At 65.2% G+C, this 22,844-nt stretch carries 23 protein-coding genes and 1 pseudogene; 11 read left to right on the forward strand and 13 right to left on the reverse strand.

The genetic code is table 11. From position 1 onward, the window contains the following. The first annotated feature begins 168 nt into the window (after positions 1–168). A complete protein-coding gene (gene dapF, locus ACNJYA_RS01855) occupies positions 169–1,044 on the forward strand; it encodes a diaminopimelate epimerase (RefSeq protein WP_439401931.1) in 876 nt (291 codons plus the stop codon). Continuing rightward, positions 1,044–2,296: pseudogene (gene mtaB / locus ACNJYA_RS01860) on the forward strand (tRNA (N(6)-L-threonylcarbamoyladenosine(37)-C(2))-methylthiotransferase MtaB). The gene dapF and the pseudogene mtaB overlap by 1 nt, the downstream one beginning before the upstream one ends. Positions 2,297–2,464: 168 nt before the next feature. Here the strand turns inward: mtaB and ACNJYA_RS01865 are convergent. Both ACNJYA_RS01865 and ACNJYA_RS01870 read right to left on the reverse strand, forming a co-directional pair. Continuing rightward, complete coding sequence (locus ACNJYA_RS01865) at positions 2,465–3,574, reverse strand: DUF2336 domain-containing protein (protein ID WP_439367565.1); 1,110 nt, start codon at positions 3,572–3,574, stop codon at positions 2,465–2,467. A 230-nt stretch (positions 3,575–3,804) separates the two neighbouring features. Next, positions 3,805–4,506 (reverse strand): RluA family pseudouridine synthase, encoded by a 702-nt coding sequence (locus ACNJYA_RS01870; protein WP_439365171.1) that lies wholly within the window; start codon positions 4,504–4,506, stop codon positions 3,805–3,807. Between the two features lie 57 nt (positions 4,507–4,563). On the opposite strand from ACNJYA_RS01870, the gene ftsY reads away from it, so the two are divergent. Together ftsY and ACNJYA_RS01880 are read left to right on the forward strand one after the other, a co-directional pair. Continuing rightward, entirely contained in the window at positions 4,564–5,508 is a 945-nt protein-coding gene (gene ftsY / locus ACNJYA_RS01875; RefSeq protein ID WP_439365172.1) for a signal recognition particle-docking protein FtsY, read from the forward strand. Between the two features lie 122 nt (positions 5,509–5,630). Continuing rightward, positions 5,631–6,233 (forward strand): septation protein A, encoded by a 603-nt coding sequence (locus ACNJYA_RS01880; protein WP_172789710.1) that lies wholly within the window; start codon positions 5,631–5,633, stop codon positions 6,231–6,233. Between the two features lie 137 nt (positions 6,234–6,370). On the opposite strand, the gene ACNJYA_RS01885 is transcribed toward ACNJYA_RS01880, so the two are convergent. The 5 genes from ACNJYA_RS01885 to ccmA form a co-directional block, all read right to left on the reverse strand. Then, positions 6,371–6,961 carry a DsbE family thiol:disulfide interchange protein gene (locus ACNJYA_RS01885; protein WP_212257669.1) on the reverse strand — a complete coding sequence of 197 codons (591 nt, stop codon included), beginning with the start codon at positions 6,959–6,961 and terminating at the stop codon, positions 6,371–6,373. After that, positions 6,958–7,143, reverse strand: coding sequence for a heme exporter protein CcmD (ccmD, locus tag ACNJYA_RS01890; protein WP_212257668.1), 186 nt, complete (start codon positions 7,141–7,143; stop codon positions 6,958–6,960). The genes ACNJYA_RS01885 and ccmD overlap by 4 nt, the downstream gene beginning before the upstream one ends. Continuing rightward, positions 7,140–7,931, reverse strand: a complete 792-nt coding sequence (locus ACNJYA_RS01895) for a heme ABC transporter permease (RefSeq protein WP_439401932.1) — start codon at positions 7,929–7,931, stop codon at positions 7,140–7,142. Before ACNJYA_RS01895 ends, ccmD begins: the two co-directional genes overlap by 4 nt. 91 nt (positions 7,932–8,022) lie before the next feature. Beyond that, a complete protein-coding gene (gene ccmB, locus ACNJYA_RS01900) occupies positions 8,023–8,691 on the reverse strand; it encodes a heme exporter protein CcmB (protein ID WP_063198473.1) in 669 nt (222 codons plus the stop codon). Between the two features lie 283 nt (positions 8,692–8,974). Continuing rightward, positions 8,975–9,577: a heme ABC exporter ATP-binding protein CcmA gene (gene ccmA / locus ACNJYA_RS01905; protein WP_439367566.1), complete on the reverse strand. Its 603-nt coding sequence runs from the start codon at positions 9,575–9,577 to the stop codon at positions 8,975–8,977. A gap of 241 nt (positions 9,578–9,818) precedes the next feature. Between ccmA and acnA the strand changes: the two genes are divergently transcribed. The 3 genes from acnA (at position 9,819) to ACNJYA_RS01920 (ending at position 14,474) form a co-directional block, all read left to right on the forward strand. Next, positions 9,819–12,539, forward strand: coding sequence for an aconitate hydratase AcnA (gene acnA / locus ACNJYA_RS01910; protein WP_439401933.1), 2,721 nt, complete (start codon positions 9,819–9,821; stop codon positions 12,537–12,539). A gap of 231 nt (positions 12,540–12,770) precedes the next feature. Beyond that, entirely contained in the window at positions 12,771–13,547 is a 777-nt protein-coding gene (locus tag ACNJYA_RS01915) for a DUF1223 domain-containing protein (protein WP_172788848.1), read from the forward strand. A 555-nt stretch (positions 13,548–14,102) separates the two neighbouring features. Beyond that, the gene (locus tag ACNJYA_RS01920) at positions 14,103–14,474 is read left to right on the forward strand and encodes a DUF2794 domain-containing protein (RefSeq protein ID WP_172788847.1); all 372 of its coding nucleotides are present in this window, start codon (positions 14,103–14,105) and stop codon (positions 14,472–14,474) included. A 115-nt stretch (positions 14,475–14,589) separates the two neighbouring features. Here ACNJYA_RS01920 and ACNJYA_RS01925 read toward each other — a convergent pair whose 3' ends face one another. The 4 genes from ACNJYA_RS01925 to ACNJYA_RS01940 all read right to left on the reverse strand — a co-directional run bounded on the left by ACNJYA_RS01925 (position 14,590) and on the right by ACNJYA_RS01940 (position 19,754). Then, positions 14,590–15,120: a GNAT family N-acetyltransferase gene (locus ACNJYA_RS01925; protein WP_212257666.1), complete on the reverse strand. Its 531-nt coding sequence runs from the start codon at positions 15,118–15,120 to the stop codon at positions 14,590–14,592. A 276-nt stretch (positions 15,121–15,396) separates the two neighbouring features. Then, positions 15,397–16,188: a Bax inhibitor-1/YccA family protein gene (locus ACNJYA_RS01930; RefSeq protein WP_172788845.1), complete on the reverse strand. Its 792-nt coding sequence runs from the start codon at positions 16,186–16,188 to the stop codon at positions 15,397–15,399. Between the two features lie 276 nt (positions 16,189–16,464). Continuing rightward, complete coding sequence (locus ACNJYA_RS01935; RefSeq protein WP_439401934.1) at positions 16,465–19,035, reverse strand: ABC transporter permease; 2,571 nt, start codon at positions 19,033–19,035, stop codon at positions 16,465–16,467. Beyond that, the gene (locus ACNJYA_RS01940) at positions 19,032–19,754 is read right to left on the reverse strand and encodes an ABC transporter ATP-binding protein (RefSeq protein ID WP_439401935.1); all 723 of its coding nucleotides are present in this window, start codon (positions 19,752–19,754) and stop codon (positions 19,032–19,034) included. The genes ACNJYA_RS01935 and ACNJYA_RS01940 overlap by 4 nt, the downstream gene beginning before the upstream one ends. A gap of 55 nt (positions 19,755–19,809) precedes the next feature. Between ACNJYA_RS01940 and ACNJYA_RS01945 the strand changes: the two genes are divergently transcribed. After that, entirely contained in the window at positions 19,810–20,445 is a 636-nt protein-coding gene (locus ACNJYA_RS01945; protein WP_439403524.1) for an arylesterase, read from the forward strand. 176 nt (positions 20,446–20,621) lie between these two features. Continuing rightward, positions 20,622–21,158: an RNA 2',3'-cyclic phosphodiesterase gene (thpR, locus tag ACNJYA_RS01950; RefSeq protein WP_172788842.1), complete on the forward strand. Its 537-nt coding sequence runs from the start codon at positions 20,622–20,624 to the stop codon at positions 21,156–21,158. Between the two features lie 17 nt (positions 21,159–21,175). Here thpR and ACNJYA_RS01955 read toward each other — a convergent pair whose 3' ends face one another. After that, on the reverse strand, positions 21,176–21,580 hold the full coding sequence (locus ACNJYA_RS01955; protein ID WP_212257662.1) for a type II toxin-antitoxin system VapC family toxin: 405 nt from the start codon (positions 21,578–21,580) through the stop codon (positions 21,176–21,178). Then, positions 21,580–21,834, reverse strand: coding sequence for a type II toxin-antitoxin system VapB family antitoxin (locus tag ACNJYA_RS01960; RefSeq protein ID WP_212257661.1), 255 nt, complete (start codon positions 21,832–21,834; stop codon positions 21,580–21,582). Before ACNJYA_RS01960 ends, ACNJYA_RS01955 begins: the two co-directional genes overlap by 1 nt. A 156-nt stretch (positions 21,835–21,990) precedes the next feature. Between ACNJYA_RS01960 and ACNJYA_RS01965 the strand changes: the two genes are divergently transcribed. Beyond that, positions 21,991–22,530: a hypothetical protein gene (locus ACNJYA_RS01965; protein ID WP_439401936.1), complete on the forward strand. Its 540-nt coding sequence runs from the start codon at positions 21,991–21,993 to the stop codon at positions 22,528–22,530. Between the two features lie 85 nt (positions 22,531–22,615). Next, the gene (locus tag ACNJYA_RS01970; protein WP_439401937.1) at positions 22,616–22,831 is read left to right on the forward strand and encodes a hypothetical protein; all 216 of its coding nucleotides are present in this window, start codon (positions 22,616–22,618) and stop codon (positions 22,829–22,831) included. The last annotated feature ends 13 nt before the right edge of the window (positions 22,832–22,844 follow it).

Raw genomic sequence — 22,844 nt, forward strand, 5'->3', positions numbered from 1 at the left:
TAACCCGGCCGCGCGTCCCGGTTCGCGCGAACCGCGCCGTTCTAACACGCGAGCGCCGAATTCGTCCCATGACAGATGCGTCATGGCTCATGTCCCGACCCGGGTGGCAAATTACTGGCCAAGCCGGCAAGGATCGCCATATAAGGCAGGCGAAATTCGGGAATTTTCATGAGCGGCCTGGCCAACCACGCATTTGCCAAGATGAACGGCATCGGCAACGAGATCGTCGTTGTCGACTTGCGCGATTCGACGGCCAAGGTCACCCCCGACGACGCCCGCGCCGTGGCGTCCGCGCAGGGCGGCGTGGCTTACGACCAGCTCATGGTGCTCTCGAGGCCGCGGCTCGACGGCACCGAGGCCTTCATCAGCATCTACAACAATGACGGCTCGGAGGCCGGCGCCTGCGGCAACGGCATGCGCTGCGTCGTGCGCCGCGTCTTCGAGAAGACCGGCCAGACCACGGCAACGTTCGAGACGGCTGCTGGCCTGCTCAATGCCTGGCAGGGCCCGGCGCCCGATCTCTACACTGTTGACATGGGCGCGCCGAAATTCGGCTGGCAGGACATTCCGCTGGCGGAAGAGTTTCGCGACACCCGCTACATCGAATTGCAGATCGGGCCGATCGACCATCCGATCCTGCATTCGCCTTCAGTGGTGAGCATGGGAAATCCGCACGCCGTGTTCTGGGTCGACGACGTCAACGCCTACGATCTCGGCCGCTTCGGTCCGCTCTTGGAAAACCATCCGATCTTCCCCGAGCGCGCCAACATCACGCTCGCTCATATCGTCGATCGCGAGCACATCACGATCCGCACCTGGGAGCGCGGTGCCGGCCTGACCAAGGCCTGCGGGTCGGCGGCCTGTGCCACGGCCGTCGCCGCGGCGCGGCTGAAGCGCGCCGAGCGCAAGGTCGAGATCACATTGCCCGGCGGCAAGCTCGGCATCGAATGGCGCGAGCGCGACGATCACGTGCTGATGACTGGCACGGCGACCTTCGAATATGAGGGCACCTTCGATCCGGCGCTGTTCGCGCCGGTCGCCTGATGGCCGTCGACATCGTCACCTTCGGCTGCCGCCTCAACGCCTTCGAGGCCGAGGTGATTCGCGGCAAAGCGGAAGCCGCGGGGCTTTCCGACACAATTGTCATCAACAGCTGCGCCGTCACCAACGAGGCGGTGGCGCAGGCGCGCCAATCGATCCGCAAGCTGAAGCGCGAGCGCCCCGAGGCGCGCATCGTGGTCACCGGCTGCGCGGCGCAGATCCAGGCTGCGATGTTTGCCGACATGGCCGAGGTCGATCGTGTCGTCGGCAATGACGACAAGATGCGTGGCGAAGCGTGGCGGAAGACACGCGATGCGTTCGATCTCGGCGCCGGCGAGAAGATCGCCGTCAGCGACATCATGGCCGTCAAGGAAATGGCGCCGCATCTCGTCGATGGTTTTGCGAGCGGCCTGCCGCGCGTGTTCGTGCAGGTGCAGAACGGCTGCGACCATCGCTGCACCTTCTGCGTCATCCCGTTCGGGCGCGGCAATTCGCGCTCGGTGCCGATGGGCCGGTGGTCGATCAGGTGCGCACGCTGGTCGAGCGCGGCCATGCCGAGATCGTGCTGACCGGCGTCGATCTCACCAGCTACGGCACCGACCTGCCCGGTGCGCCGAAGCTCGGCATGCTGACCAAGCAGATCCTGCGCCATGTGCCCGAGCTGAAGCGCCTGCGCGTCTCCTCGATCGATTCGATCGAGGCGGATGACGACCTGCTCGATGCCATCGCCGAGGATGCGCGGCTGATGCCGCATCTGCATCTGTCGCTGCAGTCAGGCGACGACATGATCCTGAAGCGCATGAAGCGGCGGCATTCGCGGCAGGATGCGATTGCATTCTGCGCGCAGGTGCGCCGTCTGCGCCCCGATGTCGTCTTCGGCGCCGACATCATCGCAGGCTTCCCGACCGAGACCGAGGAGATGTTCTCGCGCTCGCTCGACCTCGTCGAAGAATGCGGCCTGACCTTCCTGCACGTCTTCCCCTATTCGCCGCGGCCCGGCACGCCGGCCGCACGGATGCCACAGGTGGCGGGGCCTGAGATCAAGGCACGCGCGAAGCGGTTGCGTGCGGCGGGGGAGGCGGCGCTGCGACAACGGCTGCAAGCCGAGATCGGCGCAACGCGCGAGGTGCTGATCGAGAGCGCGGAGCAGGGCCGCACGGAGCATTATCTGCCGGTGGCGATTGCGGGCGAGCAGGTCGGAAGCATCGTGCCACGATTGATTGCCGGCGTTGACGGCGAGCGGCTCACCACATAAGCCGTTGTCTCTTCCCTTCTCCCCTTGCGGGAGAAGGTGGCGCGAAGCGCCGGATGAGGGGTTGTATCCGCGCACTCACATTGAGAGGTCATGCGCGGAGAGAGACCCCTCACCCGTCTCGCCGCTATCGCGGCGAGCCACCCTCTCCCGCAAGGGGAGAGGGAAAACCTACGACGCCCTTACCTGCCAGAACCGCAGCGTCCGCTTGGCATTCTCCGCCGTCATTCTCGCGTAGTGTCCCTGCGCCCTGGCGATGTCCGCCGGCTTCATTGCGCCTGTCGCGAAACGGCATTCGAGCACGGCCATGGTCGTCTCCCAGCTGAGCTGCGCGGCCTTGCACGGCACCAGCAGGCCGTCCTCGCGGAGACTCTGCATCAGCGGACGAATCACCTCGACGGTCGATCCGGACAATGCCGCCAGGGCCGCCACCGTCTCCTCATAGCGCCGCTGTCTGGCGAATCCGAACAATGTCGCCTCGTCGAGCTGGCCGGTGGCCTTGAGATACCCGATCGCGCGCTTGGCACCCTCGAAATCGCGGACACCCGACATCTCGCGCTCGACGCCGACGGTGACGGCGGCGATGGCGCTCTGGATCTCCTCGAACAGATGCGGCGGAGCGCGCGACAACAGGCGGGTGCGCACGGCATCGGTCGCCGAGCGCAGCAATTGGCGGCGCAGCTCCGACGGCAAATCGACGCGGACCCCGACGCCGACCGCGAGCTCCGGATCGCTTTCGGCCTGGCCGACGATGATGGCAAACCCTTTTCCGGAGACGCGCGCGCCGGGATTGGCGGCGAGCCGCCGGCTGACGCTGGGATAGCGGCGCGCCAGCAGCGCGTCGGTGACGATCTCCTTCAGCCACCAGCGGCCGGCGACCGCGAGCAGATGCGGCTCGCCCTTGCTCGATGCGATCTTCACCAGCTCGCCGTCGTCGAGCCGCGCGGATTCCTGCAGCACGGGGCCGGCGATGCGGATCTCGTCATTGTTGGCGAGGCGGCGGATCACCGACGGCGGCGCCTGCGCGATCGGCGCCAGCTGCGCGCTGATCTCGGCCAGGGCGACGCGTGCTGCCACATCGGCGATGGCGCGCAGCTCGATCGTGCCGATCAGGCGCTCGAGCACGTCGTCGAACAGCGCGATCTGCTCGTCGTCGAAATTGCCGGCGGAGGAGAGGAACAGCTCGGTGACGCGGCGGGCCGTCGCCAGGCCCTTTTCCGGCGAGCCGATCCGAAGTGCGGATTCGACCTCGTCGATGATCGATAGCCCGGCCTTGGTCATCACGCGCGGCTCGTCCTGAGCGGTTACGGAAGCTTTTTCTAAGCAACCGTTATCATTAGAGGTGAGCCCTGAACGTTTCGTAAACCATGGCGCGGTAGCCGGGCACGGCTCCGCTCCTCATCCTGAGGAGCCCGCAAAGCGGGCGTCTCGAAGGATGGCCGCGGGCGAGATGCGGGCCTTTCATGGTTCGAGGCGGCGCTAGCGCGCCTCCTCACCATGAGGGTCGACACCTATTCCCCATTCCACCCGCAGGCCCGGAGCTTCTCATGCATGTGGAGCGGGGCCGGCGCCACCACGCGGATCGGCTCCTTGTTCCGGGAGATCGGCACCACGATCTCGCGCGAATGCAGGTGCAGGCGCGGCTCGCCGAAGCGCGGGCCGTTGCCGTAAATGTTGTCGCCGAAGATCGGCCATCCGGTCGCCGACGAATGCACGCGCAATTGATGGGTGCGGCCGGTCACGGGTTCCATGGCAAGCCAGGCGAAACCGTCGCCCCGACCCAACACCTTCCAGTTGGTGATGGCCTTCTGGCCGTCGGGATCCGGCTTCTGCCACCAGCCGCGTTCGGCATTGAGCCGGCCGAGCGGCATGTCGATGATGCCCTCGTCTTCGGCAGGGCCGCCTTCGACCACGGTCCAGTAGGTCTTGCCGATCTTGCCGTGCTTGAACAAAAGGCCCAGCGATGCCGTCGCCTTGCGGTGGCGGCCGAGCACGAGGCAACCCGAGGTGTCCTTGTCCAGCCGGTGGGCCAGCACCGGCGGCCGCGGCAGGCCGAAACGCAGCGCGTCGAAGGAATCCTCCAGATTGGGGCCACCCTTGGGGCCGCGATGCACCGGCAGGCCGGCCGGCTTGTCGATGACCAGCATCAGCCCGTCGCGATGGAGCACGCGGGCCAGGATCTCATCGGCGGTCAATTGGGGAACATCGAGCAATTGCAGGACTTTCGGTCAAGGCTTTCGTTTACGGGCCGGAACGGCTAACACGCCATCATGAACGATACCACGTCAGATCCCCCCAAGCTGAGCTGGTGGCGCCGCCTGTCCAACGGGCTGAAGCGCACCTCGTCCTCGCTCGGGACCGCGGTCGCCGACCTCGTCACCAAGCGCAAGCTCGACCGCGCCATGCTCGACGACATCGAGGACGTGCTGCTGCGCGCCGACCTCGGCACGTCAGTCGCGGTGCGGATCGCGGACGCGGTCGGCACGGGGCGCTACGACAAGGCGATCTCGGCGGACGAGGTCAAGGACGTCGTCGCGGCCGAGGTCGAGAAGGTGCTGTCGCCGGTGGCAAAGCCGCTCGTGATCGATGCGGCCAAAAAACCGTTCGTCATTCTCGTCGTCGGCGTCAACGGCTCCGGCAAGACCACCACCATCGGAAAGCTCTCGCAGAAATTCGCCTCCGAAGGCCGCAAGGTGATGCTGGCCGCCGGCGATACGTTTCGCGCCGCGGCCATCGAGCAGCTCAAGGTCTGGGGCGAGCGGACCAAGACGCCGGTCATCGCGGGCGCGCAGGGCTCGGATTCGGCGAGCCTTGCCTTCAACGCGCTCACCGCGGCGAAGGAGCAGGGCATCGACGTGCTGCTGATTGACACTGCCGGCCGCTTACAGAACAAGGCCGAGCTGATGAACGAGCTCGAGAAAGTCGTGCGCGTGATCCGCAAGGTGGATGACACTGCGCCGCATGCCGTGCTGCTGGTGCTGGATGCGACCGTCGGCCAGAATGCGCTGTCGCAGGTCGAGGCCTTCCATCGCACCGCCGGGGTCACCGGCCTCGTGATGACCAAGCTCGACGGCACCGCGCGCGGCGGCATCCTGGTGGCGCTCGCCGAGAAATTCAAGCTGCCGGTGCACTTCATCGGCGTCGGCGAAGGCGTCGACGATCTCGCGCCCTTCACCGCGCGCGACTTCGCCCGCGCCATCGCCGGAATTGAATAGCTTCATCCTTCGAGACGCCGCTTGCGCGGCTCCTCAGGATGAGGTCGTGCCACATAATAGGTCCTCATCCTGAGGAGACCGCGAAGCGGTCGTCTCGAAGGATGGGAGAGACGGAAGAGAGAATGGACAAGACCCAGCCGCATCCGCTGTTCAAGCTCGCGACCGAGCTCGGTCCGCTGCTCGTATTCTTTTTCGTCAACGCGAAATTCAATCTGTTCGCCGCGACCGGCGCCTTCATGGTCGCGATCGTGGCGGCGATGGCCGCCTCCTACATGGTGACGCGCCACATCCCGATCATGGCGATCGTCACGGGCGTGATCGTGCTGGTGTTCGGCACCCTGACGCTGGTGCTGCATGATGAGACCTTCATCAAGGTCAAGCCGACCATCATCTACGGCCTGTTCGCCGCGATCCTCGGCGGCGGCCTGTTGTTCGGCCGCTCCTTCATCGCCGTGATGTTCGATCAGGTGTTCAACCTGACACCGCAGGGCTGGCGCATCCTCACCTTGCGCTGGGCGCTGTTCTTCGCCGGCATGGCGGTGCTGAACGAGATCGTCTGGCGTACCCAGAGCACGGATTTCTGGGTGAACTTCAAGGTGTTCGGCGTCACCCCGATCACGATGATCTTCGCCATCGCCCAGATGCCGCTGACCAAGCGCTATCACCTCGCGCCGGTCTCGCTGGAAAGAAGCGAGGCCGAGGCGGGGGATGTGAGCAAGGGGTGACGGTCTCTCCGCTCGTCATTGCGAGCGAAGCGAAGCAATCCAGAATGCCTCTGCGGAGGGACTCTGGATTGCTTCGTCGCACCAGCGCAAAATTGCTTCGCAATTTTGTCGCGAGCTCCTCGCAATGACGGTCTTGGCTAAGACCCCTTCAGCGCCTTCTCCATCTGCGGCATCAACACCGTCCGCAGATTGTCCGGCGTGATCGGACCGACCAGCTTGTAGACGATGGTGCCCTCGCGCCCGACGACGAAAGTCTCCGGCACGCCGTAGACGCCCCATTCGATCGAGGCGCGGCCGTTGGCGTCCACGCCGACATGGCCGAACGGGTTGCCGTAGCGGCCGAGGAAGCGCCGCGCATTGTCGGCGGCGTCCTTGTAGTTGATGCCGACGAGCTGGAAGCGCTTGTCCTTGGCGAGCTCGGTCAGGAGCGGCGCTTCGTCATGGCACGGCACGCACCAGGACGCCCAGACATTGACGAGGCTGACCTTGCCCTTGAAGGCGGCGGGATCGAGCCCCGGCACCTGCGTGCCGTTGTCCTGCAACCCCTCGATCGGCGGCAGCACGGTCTGCGGCGCGGGGCGGCCGATCAGCGCGGAGGGAATCCGCGAGGGATCGCCGCTGCCGAGCCGGAACCAGAACAGAAGCGCAAGGCCGATGAAGGCGATCAGCGGCAGCACCACCAGGAAGGTGCGCCGCTGCGGCGGAGCGGAGGCAGGTTGATCGCTCATCGCGGCTCCGTCGCGCTGCGGCCCGACCGACGGGTGATGCCGCGCTGCTCCAGCTCGCGCAGGCGCTGCGTCTGGCTGCGATAATCGAGCATGACCCAGCCGATCAGGATCACGATCACGAGGGCGGCAGCGGCATAAGAGGTCACGATGAAGGAGGCGTAGGGACCGAGCGACATCGTCATGCAGCCCCAGCTTCTTTCGACGCATTGTCTTCACGCGAGCCGGCGGCCACCTCGCTCGAAAACGCGATGCGACTCGCCTGCATCATCTGCAGCGAGCGGACACGGCGGCGCAAAATCTCGTTGCGCATCGCGGCCAGGTGCAGCGTGACGAACAGCAGCGTGAAGGCGATCGCCATCACCAGCAGCGGAATCAGGAACGATTTGTCCAGCGCCGAGCCGCCCATGCGCATCACCGAGGCGGGCTGGTGCAGCGTGTTCCACCAATCGACCGAGAACTTGATGATCGGCAGGTTGATCGCGCCGACCAGCGTCAGCACCGCAGCGGCGCGCGCCGCGCGCGAGGGATCGTCGACCGCGCGCCACAGCGCCATCAGGCCGAGATACATCAGGAACAGGATCAGCACCGAGGTCAGCCGCGCGTCCCATTCCCAATAGGTGCCCCACATCGGCCGGCCCCACAGCGAGCCCGTGAGCAGCGCGAGGAAGGTGAAGGCGGCGCCGATGGGCGCTGCGGCCTTGGCGGCGACGTCGGCGAGCGGATGCCGCCACACCAGCGTGCCCAATGATGCGATGCTCATCACGCCCCACACGAACATCGACAGCCAGGCATTGGGCACGTGGATGAACATGATCTTCACGGTCGCGCCCTGCTGATAGTCGTCCGGCGCGTAGGCGGCCTGATAAAGACCGATCGTGAGCAGGATGATTGTCGCGGCCGCCAGCCACGGCAACACCCGCGCTGTCAGCGCGAGGAACCGCGTGGGGTTGGCGAGGTCGATCAGCGTCATGGTATCCTGATAATCACCGGGGGCCGCTCAGGCAATCAGCACGAAAGTCCGTGGCGAAAGTTGATCGGGGTCAAGGTTGGTCCGACCCATCTCAATCGAGACCATGGCGCAGGCTCGCCGCCGCCGCGAACGGGCCGATCACGAGGCTGACCAGCGACAGCGCGCACAAGATCGAGAACGGCGCGCCGAAGGTCATGGGACCGACGATCACCGCCTGAGAGGCCGCAACGCCGAAAATCAGCACGGGAATCGACAGCGGCAGCACCAGGACGGCCATCAACAGCCCGCCGCGATGCAGCGTCACCGCGAGCGCTGCGCCGATCATGCCGGTGAAGGTCAGCGCCGGGGTGCCCGCCAGCAGCGTCAGCGCCACCGCCGCCGTGGCGACCATGTCGAGGTTGAGCAACAGGCCGAGCACGGGGGTTGCGACAATCAGCGGCAGGCCGGCGGCGAGCCAATGCGCCAGCGCCTTGGCGGCGCAGGCGAGTTCCAACGGCGTCCGGCTCATCGTGATCAGGTCGAGCGAGCCGTCCTCATGGTCGGCCATGAACAGCCGGTCCAGGGTCAGCAGGCTCGCCAGCAGCGCGCCGAGCCAGAGAATGGCCGGGCCCAGCCGCGACAGCAGCGCCAGATCCGGCCCGACCGCGAACGGCATCAGCACCACCACGGTCAGGAAGAACAAGACGCCAATCAAGGCTCCGCCGCCGACGCGGAGCGCGATGCGGATGTCCCGGCGGATCAGGGCGGAGAGGGCGGTCATGGGATCCTCCCATCGCGCCCAAAGCGCGGTGCGCTCCCTCCCCCGCCTGCGGGCGAGGGTTGGGGAGAGGGTGTCTCGACAACGAAGATTCCCCCGGAGGAGAGAACCCTCACCCGGCGCCATAGCCGATGCAAAGCATCGGCGTTTTCAAGGGACGGCGGCCAAGGGCCGCCTATGCCGGCCTCTCCCGCAAGCGGGAGAGGCGAGGGAGCCCGCGGCAACGGCTGCGTCCACGCTGAGAGCACGGCGCCCAGCCGCTCGGAAAGCTGAGGGTGCATCGGCATCACGCCGTCCCCCCGATCCGCAGCTCTCGCGAATCGACGCCGAGCGGGGCATGCGTCGCCGCGACGATCATGCCGCCGCCAGCCAGGTGCTCGCGCATCAATCCGGAAAACATGTCCTGACCGGCGACGTCCAGCGCGTTGGTCGGCTCGTCCAAGAGCCAGACCGGGCGGCGGACGGTCAGCAGCCGGGCCAGCGAGAGCCGGCGGCGCTGTCCGGCGGACAGGAATCCGGCGGGCAAATGGGTGGCGTGGTCGAGGCCGACCTTGGCGAGGCTGTCAGCCGCATCGAAACGCTCGCCTCCAAGAAAATCAGCCCAAAACGTCAGGTTTTCGGCAACGCTCAGCGCCGGCTTCAGGGCATCGCGATGGCCGAGATAGTGGCACTGCTCCGCCAGGGTCAGCTCGCCGTCGCCCCCGTCCAGCGCGATCGTCCCGCCGGCGGGAACCAGCAGGCCCGCGATCAGCCGCAGCAGCGAGGTCTTGCCCGATCCATTGCGGCCGACGACCGCGACGGCCTCGCCCGAGACGGCCGCGAAATCGAGCCCGGCGAACACCTCGCGTCCGCCGCGCACGCATCTCAGTCCGTGACCGGACAGCTGCATGTCGCCCTGGTTCAATCCGCTCACAGCCGGGCCTCAGGAAATCTTGGGGTAGCGCATGGGAATTTTTGGCTCGCGGATTGCTGCAGCACGATAGTGGCTGTGGCGGCGCGGTTAGAAAGCTTCTATAAGCCCGGAACTACTTGATGCAGCAACTCAACCTGCCCCTGCAAGCGGCCCAGCCTGATACGCTGACGGTGTTAAAATACCCTGCCGGGTATAACTAACAATTGGGATCTCCTACATGACCTCGCTCGACAGCTTCAAATGCAAAAAGACCCTCAAGGTCGGCGCCAAGACCTATGTCTATTACAGCCTGCCTACCGCCGAGAAGAATGGTCTGAAGGGAATTTCCAAACTTCCCTATTCGATGAAGGTCCTGCTCGAGAATTTGCTGCGCAACGAGGACGGCCGCTCGGTCAAGAAGGAAGACATCGTCGCGGTGTCGAAATGGCTGCGCAAGAAGTCGCTGGAGCATGAGATCGCCTTCCGCCCGGCGCGCGTCTTGATGCAGGACTTCACCGGCGTGCCCGCGGTGGTCGACCTCGCCGCGATGCGCAACGCGATGCAGAAGCTCGGCGGCGATGCCGAGAAGATCAATCCGCTGGTGCCGGTCGATCTCGTCATCGACCACTCCGTGATCGTGAACTTCTTCGGCGACAACAAGGCCTTCGGCAAGAACGTCACCGAGGAATACAAGCAGAACCAGGAGCGCTACGAGTTCCTGAAGTGGGGCCAGAAGGCGTTCTCGAACTTCTCCGTCGTGCCGCCCGGCACCGGCATCTGCCACCAGGTCAACCTCGAATATCTGGCCCAGACGGTCTGGACCAAGAAGGAGAAGATGACGGTCGGCAAGAAGAGCGGCACCTTCGAGGTCGCCTATCCCGATTCGCTGGTCGGCACGGATTCGCACACCACCATGGTCAACGGTCTTGCCGTGCTCGGCTGGGGCGTCGGCGGCATCGAGGCGGAAGCCTGCATGCTCGGCCAGCCGCTGTCGATGCTGCTGCCCAATGTCGTCGGCTTCAAGCTGAAGGGCGCGCTGAAGGAAGGCGTCACCGCGACCGACCTCGTGCTCACGGTGACGCAGATGCTGCGCAAGCTCGGCGTGGTCGGCAAGTTCGTCGAGTTCTTCGGTCCCGGTCTCGACCACCTCTCGGTCGCCGACAAGGCGACGATCGCCAACATGGCGCCCGAATACGGCGCGACCTGCGGCTTCTTCCCGGTAGATGCCGCCGCGCTCGATTATCTCAAGACCTCCGGCCGTGCCTCGGCCCGCGTTGCGCTGGTGCAGGCCTATGCCAAGGCGCAGGGCCTGTTCCGCACCGCCAAGTCGCCCGACCCCGTGTTCACGGAGACGCTGACCCTGGATCTCGGCGACGTCGTGCCGTCGATGGCCGGTCCGAAGCGTCCCGAAGGCCGCATCGCGCTGCCCACCGTCGCGGACGGCTTCTCGCTCGCGCTCGCCAGCGAGTACAAGAAGGCCGAGGAGCCGGCCAAGCGCTTCCCGGTCGAAGGCAAGAACTTCGATATCGGCCATGGCGACGTCGTGATCGCCGCGATCACCTCCTGCACCAACACGTCGAACCCGAGCGTTCTGATCGGCGCAGGCCTGCTCGCGCGCAACGCGGCCGCCAAGGGCCTCAAGGCCAAGCCGTGGGTGAAGACCTCGCTCGCCCCCGGCAGCCAGGTCGTCGCGGAATATCTCGCCAATTCCGGTCTGCAGCCCGATCTCGACAAGGTCGGCTTCAATCTGGTCGGCTTCGGCTGCACCACCTGCATCGGCAATTCCGGTCCGCTGCCCGAGGAGATCTCGAAGTCGATCAACGACAACGGCGTCGTCGCGGCCGCCGTGCTCTCCGGCAATCGCAACTTCGAAGGCCGCGTCTCGCCGGACGTGCAGGCGAACTACCTGGCCTCGCCGCCGCTGGTGGTCGCCTATGCGCTTGCCGGCAGCGTCACCAAGAATCTCGCCACCGAGCCGCTCGGCGAGGGCAAGGACGGCAAGCCGGTGTACCTGAAGGACATCTGGCCGACGACCAAGGAGATCAACGCCTTCATGAAGAAGTTCGTGACCGCGTCGATCTTCAAGAAGAAGTACGCCGACGTGTTCAAGGGCGACACCAACTGGCGCAAGATCAAGACGGTCGAGAGCGAGACCTATCGCTGGAACATGTCCTCGACCTATGTGCAGAACCCGCCTTACTTCGATGGCATGAAGAAGGAGCCGGAGCCGGTCACCGACATCGTCGAGGCGCGCATCCTCGCCATGTTCGGCGACAAGATCACGACCGACCACATCTCGCCGGCCGGCTCGATCAAGCTCACCTCGCCCGCCGGGAAATATCTCAGCGAGCACCAGGTGCGTCCGGCCGACTTCAACCAGTACGGCACGCGCCGCGGCAACCATGAAGTGATGATGCGCGGCACCTTCGCCAACATCCGCATCAAGAACTTCATGCTGAAGGGCGCCGATGGCAACATCCCCGAGGGCGGCCTGACCAAGCACTGGCCCGACGGCGAGCAGATGTCGATCTACGACGCCGCGATGAAGTACCAGGAAGAGAAGGTGCCGCTGGTGGTGTTCGCCGGCGCCGAATACGGCAACGGCTCCTCGCGCGACTGGGCCGCCAAGGGCACGCGCCTGCTCGGCGTGCGCGCCGTGATCTGCCAGAGCTTCGAGCGCATCCACCGCTCCAACCTGGTCGGCATGGGCGTGCTGCCGCTGACCTTCGAGGAAGGCACCTCCTGGTCGTCGCTGGGCCTCAAGGGCGACGAGAAGGTCACGCTGCGCGGCCTCGTCGGCGACCTCAAGCCGCGCCAGAAGCTGACCGCGGAGATCGTCTCCGGCGACGGTTCGCTGCAGCGCGTTTCGCTGCTCTGCCGCATCGATACGCTGGACGAGCTCGACTACTACCGCAACGGCGGCATCCTGCACTACGTGCTGCGCAAGCTCGCGGCGTAAGCGCGGATTTGTGAACGATGGCTCACTGCGAAGTGAGTAGAAGCCTTAACGAAGGCGGCCTATCAAAGGCCGCCTTCGCGCGTTTGCGGTACGCTTCAGATGGGCCCGCCCGGCGGAAAACCTCCCCTTGGACGGTGGCCCGGACGGATGAATGTACCGCGCCCCGTAAGACTACGGTGACCATCCGGCGATAAGATTTCCCTCTGAGAGCAACGGTGTGCGGCGTTCGACATGACGACAATGACGGCTTCCCATCTGATTCCACGTTGGTCCGGTGCCCTCTGGTCGGGAGCTCTCGGCATATGTGCGATCATCGCCGTCATTCGTCCTGCCGAGGCTGATCCCCGCGCCGTCGTCGAATTGTTCACCTCGCAGGGCTGCTCCTCCTGCCCGCCCGCCGACCAGATCATCGGCGATCTCTCCAAGGATCCCTCGGTCATCGCGCTGAGCATGCCGATCGATTATTGGGACTATCTCGGCTGGAAGGACACGCTGGCGGATTCGCGTTTCTCTGCACGGCAGCGCGCCTATTCGCGCATGCGCGGCGACCGCGAGGTCTACACGCCACAGGTCGTGGTCAACGGCTCCACGCATGTCATCGGCAGCGATCGCGCCGGCATCGAGAACGCGATCGGCAAGACCGACAAGGGCAACGGCGTGATGAGCGTGCCGGTGACGATGTCGCTCTCGGGCAAGCAGATCAACGTGTCGGTGGCCGCGAGCAAGGAGCCCACGGTCTCGCATGGCGAGGTCTGGATCTGCTCGATCGCCAAGTCGGTGCCGATCGCGATCACCCGCGGCGAGAATCGCGGACAGCAGGTCACCTATCACAACGTGGTGCGCAACCTGCTCAAGGTCGGCGACTGGACCGGCCGTCCGGAGAGCTGGACGGTGCCGATCGAAAATCTCACGCGCGACGGCGTCGACGGCGCAGTGGTCTACGTCCAGGACGGCAGCCGCGAGCGACCGGGCCCGATGTTGGGTGCGGCGTACACGTCGCTGCATTGAAGCAAGCAGAACGTCTCAGCAATTGATGCTTCGCCATTCCGGGGCGCGCGAAGCGCGAGCTATGCTGCGCAATTGCGCACCTGAGAATCCATCGATCCATTGTGCAAGCTGAGCAATGGATTCCGGGTTCGCGCCAAGAGGCGCGCCCCGGAATGACAGTGGCCGGAAACATCGCGACACAAACAAAAAAGGACCAACTTGCGTTGGCCCTCCTTGTCGTGCGTACAGACCCGATCCTGTTCGACCCCGGGGGGCTGGGGGCTGAGGAATCCGGAACCGAAAGGACCGGGTCAACGCACACCAGTCTTTTCGCAATGCAGGGCGGCGGGCGGTTGGCGGAAAAGCGGCGATACTATGATTCCTGCTAACGATCCCGTGACGGTTTGCCGCGACGGAGTTCCACCCTTGCGTGTGCCCGGACGCACTGTCGATTCGACCGGTTGAGCCCCTTGCGGCGCGGAACGGTTGGCGCAATCATGCAAGTGTCATGAACGCGGTTCCCGGGACGGTCTTCGCGGACCCGGGTCATAGCCGTGCGATGAGGAGGCGCTTCCCATGAGTCTGACGTCGGAGGATGCCGAGCCGAGCGAGCAGCGCGCGGCGGCGCGTCCCGCCGCGGCGCATGCGCCGCCGAACCGGGTGACCTTCAACCGGCTCGAGCTGCACCGGATTCTCAATCTCTACGGTCGCATGGTCGCCGACGGCGAGTGGCGCGACTATGCCATCGACTTCCTGAAAGACCGCGCCGTGTTCTCGGTCTATCGCCGTGCCTCGGAAGTGCCGATCTACCGCATCGAGAAGGACCCGCGCCTCGCGCGCAAGCAAGGCATGTACAGCGTGATCTCGGCGACCGGCCTGATCCTGCGCCGCGGCCACGAGCTCGAGCGCGTGCTGCTGGTGATCGATCGCAAGCTGGCGGTAGTGTAGCGGCACGAACGCTGCCGTAGGGTGGGCAAAGGCGCACCGCGCCGTGCCCACGTCCTATCTCAATCGCCGCGAACGGTGGGCACGCTTGCGCTTTGCCCGCCCTACGAAACCGAGCTTACTTCCCCGGCACCGTGCGCGCGCCCTCGCCGAGGTCGCGCTGCATCATCACCGTGTCCAGCCAGCGCCCGAATTTCAGCCCGACGCTGGGATGCGTGCCGATCATCTTGAAGCCGCACCTTGTGTGCACGCCGATCGATCCGGCATTGGCGGAATCGCCGATCACCGCGATCATCTGGCGGAAGCCGCGCGTCTCGCATTCGGCGATCAGCCGTTCCAGCAGCATTGAGCCGACGCCGCGGCGGTGGAAGGACGGATCCAGATAGATCGAGTTCTCCACCGTGAAGCGGTAGGCCGGCCGCGGCCGGTAAGCGCCGGCATAGGCATAGCCGGCCACGCGTCCGTCCAGCATGGCGACGAAGTAGGGATAGCCGCCGTCGATCAGCGCGCGATAGCGGCGCGTCATCTCCGTAAGGTCAGGCGGCTCCAGCTCGAACGTCGCCGTGCCCTCGCGGACGGCCTGCTGGTAGATGGCGGTGATGGCGGGAAGGTCGGCCTCGGTGGTGGGCCTGATATCGGGTGCGGACATGGCGGGAAGATTAGAGTCTTCCCGCGGCGGCCGGAAGGGGTTCCGCCGCCTCCACCCCCGGCATTGCGAGCGGACCCTCCACTTTCTCCGCCGTCATTCCCCGCGAAGGCGGGGAATCCAGTACGCTGCGGCCTCTCGGTCAATCACGACTGCGTCTGGAATACTGGATCGCCCGCTTTCGCGGGCGATGACATTGAGCGTGTGGCGCGCTCCCGCCCCAAACAAAAACCCCGGCCTCTCGGCCGGGGGTTCGTGTCGTTCGCTCGGTCCTGTCGCCTACTCGCGCTGGCCGAGGAGCTGCAGCAGCAGCGTGAACAGGTTGATGAAGTTCAGGTACAGCGACAGTGCGCCGGTGATGGCCGCACGCTCTGCGATGTCACCGCCGGCCGAGGCATAGCCGTAGATGTAGTCGTTCTTCAGCCGCTGGGTGTCCCACGCGGTGAGGCCCGAGAACACCAGCACGCCGACCACCGAGACGATGAACTGCAGCATCGAGCTGGCCAGGAACAGGTTCACCAGGCTGGCGATGATGATGCCGATCAGGCCCATGAACAGGAACGAGCCCATCCCGGTCAGGTCACGCTTGGTGGTGTAGCCGTAGAGGCTCAACGCACCGAAGGTGGCCGCGGTGATGAAGAACACCCGCACGATCGAGGTGTGGGTGAACACCAGGAAGATCGACGACAGCGAGATGCCCATCAGCGCCGAGAACACCCAGAACAGGATCTGGGCGGTCGAGGGGGCCAGACGGTTGATGCCCGCCGAGATCACGAACACCATCGCGAGCGGCGCGAGCATGAACAGCCACTTCAGGGGGCTGACGAACATGGCGTAGCCGAACGGCGTCAGGAACAGCTTGCCGACGCGGACGGCGTCCGCCGTCGGGACGTCGGTCACGGCGGCCATGTAGACGCCGAGCGCGGCAAGGCCGGTGATAGCCAGGCCAATGCTCATGTAGTTGTAGATGCGCAGCATATAGGCGCGCAGGCCGGCATCGACCGTCGCGGCGTCGACACGCCCGGCGGCCCTGCCGAAAGGAGAAGCGTAGTTACGGTCTAGGTCCGACATGGTCGAATTCCCGTTGGTTGGTCCGGTCCGGCATGAGGGTCGCCATGCCGCCGGTTCGTCAAATTCTATCTCGGAGACCGCTGCCAGCCGACTAAATTTTGGCTCACAATCGGGGCCCCGAACCCATTCGATATGTGGGAAACTAACACATTCGCTGCAACCTTCCACGCGCGGCCGAATGTCGCCCTTGGCGGCAATCCTGACGCGGAGCTGACGAGCAGCGTGGTTAATCGCGGAAACCGGGGCGATTCCGGGTCGATCCGCCGCTTCAATTTGTCACAAATTTCGCAACACCGTCGCGGGCTTTTTGTTCAATGCCAGCAGCGTGCCGGCAAGCCCGAGCCCGACGGTGACGACCAGCGCGGCCGCGACCACGCCGGCGGCGCTGCCGGCCTGCCAGACGAAGCTCAGCGTCATCAGCCGCGTGACGATCATCCACGCCGCGATGCTGCCGGCGATCACCCCGAACACCGCGGTGGCAAGGCCGATCAGGAGGTATTCGAGAGCATAGGCGCCGAGCAGCCGCAGCCGCGTCGCGCCCAGGGTCTTCAGGATCACCGCATCATAGACCCGGTGGCGGTGGCCGGCGGCGAGCGCCCCGCCCAGCACCAGGATCGCCGAGATCAGGGTCACGGCGCTGGCGCCGCGGATCGCCAGTGCCAGATTGGTCACGACCGAGCCGACCGTCTCCATCACCTCGCGCACGCGCACGCTCGTCACCATCGGATAGGCGTCGGCGATCTCCTTGATGATCTTGCCGTCGCCCGCCGCATTTCCGCCCGCTTCCGTCAGCGTCGCGATGTGGGTGTGCGGCGCGCCCTTGAAGGCGTTGGGCGAGAACACCAGGACGAAATTGATGCCGAGCCCCTGCCAGTCGATCGTGCGCAAATTGCTGATCTTCGCCGGGATGTCGCGGCCGAGCACGTTGACCACCACCTCGTCGCCGAGCTTGAGGCCGAGCCCGTCGGCGATCTTCTTCTCCATCGAGACCAGCGGCGGGCCGGAATAATCGGCGCGCCACCACTCGCCCTCGACCACCTTGGAGCCCTTGGGCAGCTCGGCGGTGTAGGTCAGCCCGCGGTCGCTCTGCAGCACCCATTCGGAATCGGTTGTGGGCTTGAGCTCCTCGGCGCGCACCCCGCGCGCGGCGACGATGCGCCCGCGCAGCATCGGCACGTCCTCGATTCGGGCGCCGGGGGCGATCCGGTGCAGATAGGCGTCGAACTGCTCGGCCTGCGCGCTCGGAATGTCGATGAAGAAGAACGACGGTGCCTGGTCGGGGAGCGCGGCCAGGAACTGCCGGCGCAGATTGCCGTCGATCTGGGTGATGGTGACGAGCACGGCGAGCCCGAGTCCCAGCGACAGCACGACCGAGGGCGTCAGCGCGCCCGGCCGGTGGATGTTGGCGATCGCCAGCCGCAGCATCGGCAGCCGCGTCCGCGGCAGCCGGCGTGCGATCGTCATCAGCAGGGCGGCGATGCCGCGCAGCAAGGCGAACACGACGACGGAGGAGGCCACGAACACCGCGGCGATGCGCTTGTCGAACGACAGGCCGATCACGACCGCGACGAGCAGTGCGATCACGACCCCCATGAACACGAGATAGCCCGCACGCGGCCGGTGCCATTCGGAGCTGATGGTGTCGCGGAACAGCGCGGCCACCGGCACGTCGTGCACGCGCCCGAGCGGCCACAGGCCGAAGGCAAGCGCAGTGAGGAGGCCGTAGACGAAGGACAGCGCGAGCTCGTCGGCATGCACGGCCGGCACCACCGGCAGCGGCAGCAGCTTGCCGAACAGGCCGACGATGGCAAAGGGCATCGCGGCGCCGAGCGTAAGGCCGATCACGGATCCGATCGCCGCCAGCAGGACCACTTGCGCCAAATAGATGCCGAACACGTCCCGGCCGGTGGCGCCGACGGCCTTGAAGGCGGCGATCACCTCGAGCTTGCGGTCGATGTGGCTCTTGACGGCATTGGCGACCCCGACGCCGCCGACCAGCAGCGCGGCGAGGCCGACCAGGGTCAGGAACTGCGTGAAGCGGCTGATATTGCGTTCGAGCTGCGGCGAGGCATTGGACCGGCTGCGGATCTCCCAGCCGGCTTGCGGCGCGGCGCTGCGCGCATCCGCGATGAAGGCTTCGGTGGCGCGCTCGTTGTTCGCAGCCTCTGGCAGCTTGACCCGGTAGACCCAGCGCACCAGGCTGCCGGGCTGGATCAGGCCGGTGGCGCGCAAGGCCGCCTCGCTGATCAAAAAGCGCGGCCCGAAGCCGATGCCGCCCGCGAGCTTGTCGGGCTCGGCCTCGACCCTCGAGCGGATCTGGAAGGTCGCCGCGCCGATGGTGACGCGGTCGCCGGTCTTGAGCGAAAGCCGCGCCAGCAGGGTCGGATCGGCGGCGGCGCCGAACGCACCGTCACGCTCGGCGAGCAGATCGGCCATCGGCAGGGGCGGCGCCAGCGTCAGCTGCCCCAGCATCGGATAGGCGCTGTCGACCGCCTTCATCTCCACCAGCGCCAGCTTGCCGTCAGCCGAACGCGCCATGCCGCGCAAGGTCGCGGCGGTCGACAGCGTGCCGTGCGAGCGCAGGAACGCGACCTCTTCCGGCTTGGCCTCGCGCTGGAACAGCACGAACGAGACGTCGCCGCCGAGCAGTGTGCGGCCCTCGCGTGCGAGACCATCGCTCAGGCTGGCGGACACCGAGCCGACGCCGGCAATCGCCATCACGCCGAGCGCGATGCAGGCGATGAAGACATAGAAGCCGCGCAGGCCACCGCGCAATTCGCGCAAGGCGTAGCGCAGCGACAGCGCGACGGCGTTCGGCTTCGCGAACGGTTCGGCCACGGCGCTCATGCCGGCGCAGACTGCGTGTCGATGCGCCCGGAGCGCAGGCGGATGACGCGGTCGCAGCGGCGTGCGAGCGAGGAATCGTGCGTCACCAGCACCAAGGTCATGCCGCGCTCGGCATGCTTGGTGAACAGCAGGTCGACGATCTGCTTTCCGGTCGCTTCGTCGAGATTGCCGGTCGGCTCGTCCGCGACGAGGATCGCGGGATCGGGTGCCAGCGCGCGGGCGAGCGCGACGCGCTGCTGCTCGCCGCCGGAGAGCTGCGTCGGATAATGATGCAGGCGGTCGCCGAGCCCGACCGATTGCAGCTCCTCTGCCGCGCGCTTGGCGGCGTCGGGATTGCCGGCGAGCTCGAGCGGCACCGCGACGTTCTCCAGTGCCGTCATGGTCGGGATCAGGTGGAAGGACTGGAAGACGATGCCGACCTGGCGGCCGCGGAAGCGCGCCAGCGCGTCCTCGTCGAGGGCATTGAAAGGCGTGCCATTCACCACCACCTCTCCGCTGTCAGGACGCTCCAGCCCCGCCATCACCATCAGCAGCGTGGATTTGCCCGAGCCTGACGGGCCGATCAGGCCGATCGTCTCGCCCGAGGCGACGCGCAGGCTGATATCCTTGAGGATGTGAACGCGTGCCGCGCCCGTGCCCAATGACAGATTGACGTTGGAGATGGCGATGGTGTCCGCGGCAGTAGCGGCGAGCGAAGAGAGGTCGATGCGAGTGTCCATGGTCCGGTCATATGGCAACTCCGCACGCGGGGTCGAGAGGCGTTACGGATTGTTCATGCACATAGCCGTGTTGATGCTCGCCTTCATGACGATGGCGAACCCGGCTTGGGCAGGCGCGACAAAACCAGTCAAGCTTGTCGTTCTCGGCGATTCCCTGAGCGCCGGCTTCGGCCTTCCGGCCCAGGAGGCGTTCCCCCAAAAGCTTCAAAAAGCCTTACAGGCCAAAGGCATAAAGGTCGACATGTCCAATGCCGGGGTGTCCGGCGACACCACCTCGGGCGGCCGCGACCGGCTCGACTGGTCGGTGCCCGATGGAACTGACGGCGTCATCGTCGAGCTCGGCGCCAATGACGCGCTGCGCGGCATCGATCCCGACGTGGCGCGCGCGGCGCTGACCGACATCGTCCAGCGGCTCAAGGCGCGAAAGATTTCAGTCATGCTCTGCGGCATGCTGGCGCCGCCGAATTACGGCGCCGAATACGCCGCGCGCTTCAATTCGATTTATCCGGATCTGGCCAAGACATTCGACGTGCCGCTCTATCCGTTCTTCCTCGAGGGCGTCGCGGCCGACGCCAAGCTCAACCAGGCCGACGGCATTCATCCGACCGCTGAGGGCGTCGACATCATCGTCGGCAGGATCATGCCCACGGTGGAGGCATTCATTGGCACGATCGCTGAGCAACGGCGTTGAAAACCAGGCAACGCTAACCCTAATTCCCAGGGTTTTACCGGGGTGAGGCGCGGCATGCTTCGCAGAGTCACACAACTGCGATAGGAATCAGGGTACCGGTGATTCGTCGCCGGCTCTAATTTGGATATGGTTCTCGCACTTCGAGGACTGTACCCAAGCATCGGGAGTGCGAAACGATGCCGCGTTTGTTCACGGGTCTGGAAATTCCGGCCGAGATCGGCCAGTCGCTTTCCAACTTGAGGGGCGGCCTCCCCGGCGCCCGCTGGATCGATCCCGAAAATTATCACGTCACCCTGCGCTTCATCGGCGACATCGACGGCGCTTCCGCCAACGAGATCGCCTCGATGCTGTTTCGCGTCGACCGCAAGCCGTTCGAGGTGAAGGTGCAGGGCCTCACCAGCTTCGGCGGCCGCAAGCCGCGCGCAGTGGTCGCCACCATCGCGCCGAGCAAGCCGCTGATGGAATTGCAGGCCGAGCTCGAGCGCATGATGCAGCGGATCGGCCTCGACCCCGAGGGACGCAAGTTCATCCCCCACGTCACGCTCGCGCGGCTACACGACGCTTCCGACCGCGACGTCGCCGACTATCTCTCGATCCGCGGCTACTTCCCGAGCAAGGCGTTCATGGCGGAACGCTTCGTGCTGTTCTCCTCGCGCGCCTCCACCGGCGGTGGCCCGTATGTCGTCGAGGACGCCTATGAGCTGTGTGAGTAGGTTCTTGCTTCGGCGCGTTATAGCGGCGGCGCCACGCCTGGCCGGCTAACGTCGGTCTTCGCAAAGTCCGCACCTTTGAACAGCAGTGGTTCGCTGCGGGTCATGGCCAGCGCGTAGGAAAAGCAATCCCCGTAGTTGAGCGACGCGGCATGACGTCCCTTCCCGTAACGCCGCCAGGCGCGCCGTGCTGCATCGGCTTGTCCGGCATCGACTGCCACGATCTCGGCGCCGATCTTGACGAGCCAGAGATCGAGCTCGCGCCCGCCCGCGTCACCTAACCGTGTCTCGATCACCATCGTTGCTTCAAGCACCGTTGCCGCTGAGATCAGGCGGATCGGATCGTCCACGATCAGTCGCTCGATATCCGCTGCGTCGGCTTCATTGAGCGCGATTGCCACGATCGCCGACGTATCGATTACCATCAGCGTGGCAATCCGTGCTCGTCATATCCGAGAATGTCCTCCGGCGTGCGATCGTCCAGAACTCGCATTTCGCTCCAACGTCGCCTGATCTCGGCCATGTCCTCCAGCAATGCGTCCTTGCGAGTTTGACTGCCGAGCCTGCGCAGTCGCTCCTCGATGGCGCGCTTTGTTGCAGTCGTGATGTTCTCGCCGGTCAATTGGGCCAGGCTTCGCGCCAATTGCTCCGTTTCGGGGTCCTTGATGCTAAGCGCCATGTCGAGGTTCCTTGGTACCCTACCAGGTATATTCTACCATCGGAAATCCCGAGCATATTACAATATTTGTGCGACAACAAAAACAAAACCAGAACACGCCGCCCTGTAGGTTATGCTGCCTTGAATCCCAGCCGATCTGGCTAGATTGGCCTGCCTGTGGATGCCGACGAGTATACGGTCCATTTGCGAAGCAGGACCGACAAGACTTATGTCGGCCCTTCGTTTCCGACGCTTAGCGGTCGGCGGTTTCGAATCGCCAACAAGTACATCGACGGGGCGGGCGGGTATGAATTCGCGACTGTGAAGGACGAGATCGTCCTCCGCACCACGCAAGGCGGGCGCTTCCAGATAAAGGCGACCTTTGTTGAGGATGATCGCTCGTTTCAAGGTGTCACGATTCAAAAATTCACAGGCAATGGTCGCGGACGGGAATACTTCGCGCTTCGTCCCGCGGAAGTTGCAACGCTTCTGAAATTCCTTTCCAACATCAAGCGCATCCATTTCCCAAAAGAGGGCAAGATTAACGTCACGGACGCCGATCTGGAGAAGCTCCTCCTCGACCCCATCCAGATCAAGCGGCTGGCCACGAACAATCAGGAATTGCTCGCGGCTTTCGCGCGCACCGAGATCACAAGCGAAGATATCGTTGCACTTGGCTATCGACGGAAGCAGTTGCTGAATTCAAACGGCTGTTGACCGACGCCGCTTACTTCGAAGCCGTTTTGCGCGAGTATCCCAAAGGACCCGAAGATGTCTGGCAGAAGTTCTTTGAGACCAATCCATGGATTTCGGTTGTGGCCTTTCGTTGATCTATTTCGGCCCGCTGGACGAGCGCAAGCTCGAGCAAACTGTGCGGGGGTTCGATCTCGCTGGTCCGGGCAAGCGCGTAGATGCGTTGCTGAGATCAAATGCGGTGCTTAGCACCACTTGCTTCGTGGAGATCAAGCGCCACGATACAGACCTGGTCGCTGCGAGCAATTACCGCGCAGGCGTCTAGCAGCCGTCGAAAG

It is taken from the genome of Bradyrhizobium sp. BLXBL-01 (assembly GCF_051853025.1).
Lineage (GTDB): Bacteria > Pseudomonadota > Alphaproteobacteria > Rhizobiales > Xanthobacteraceae > Bradyrhizobium.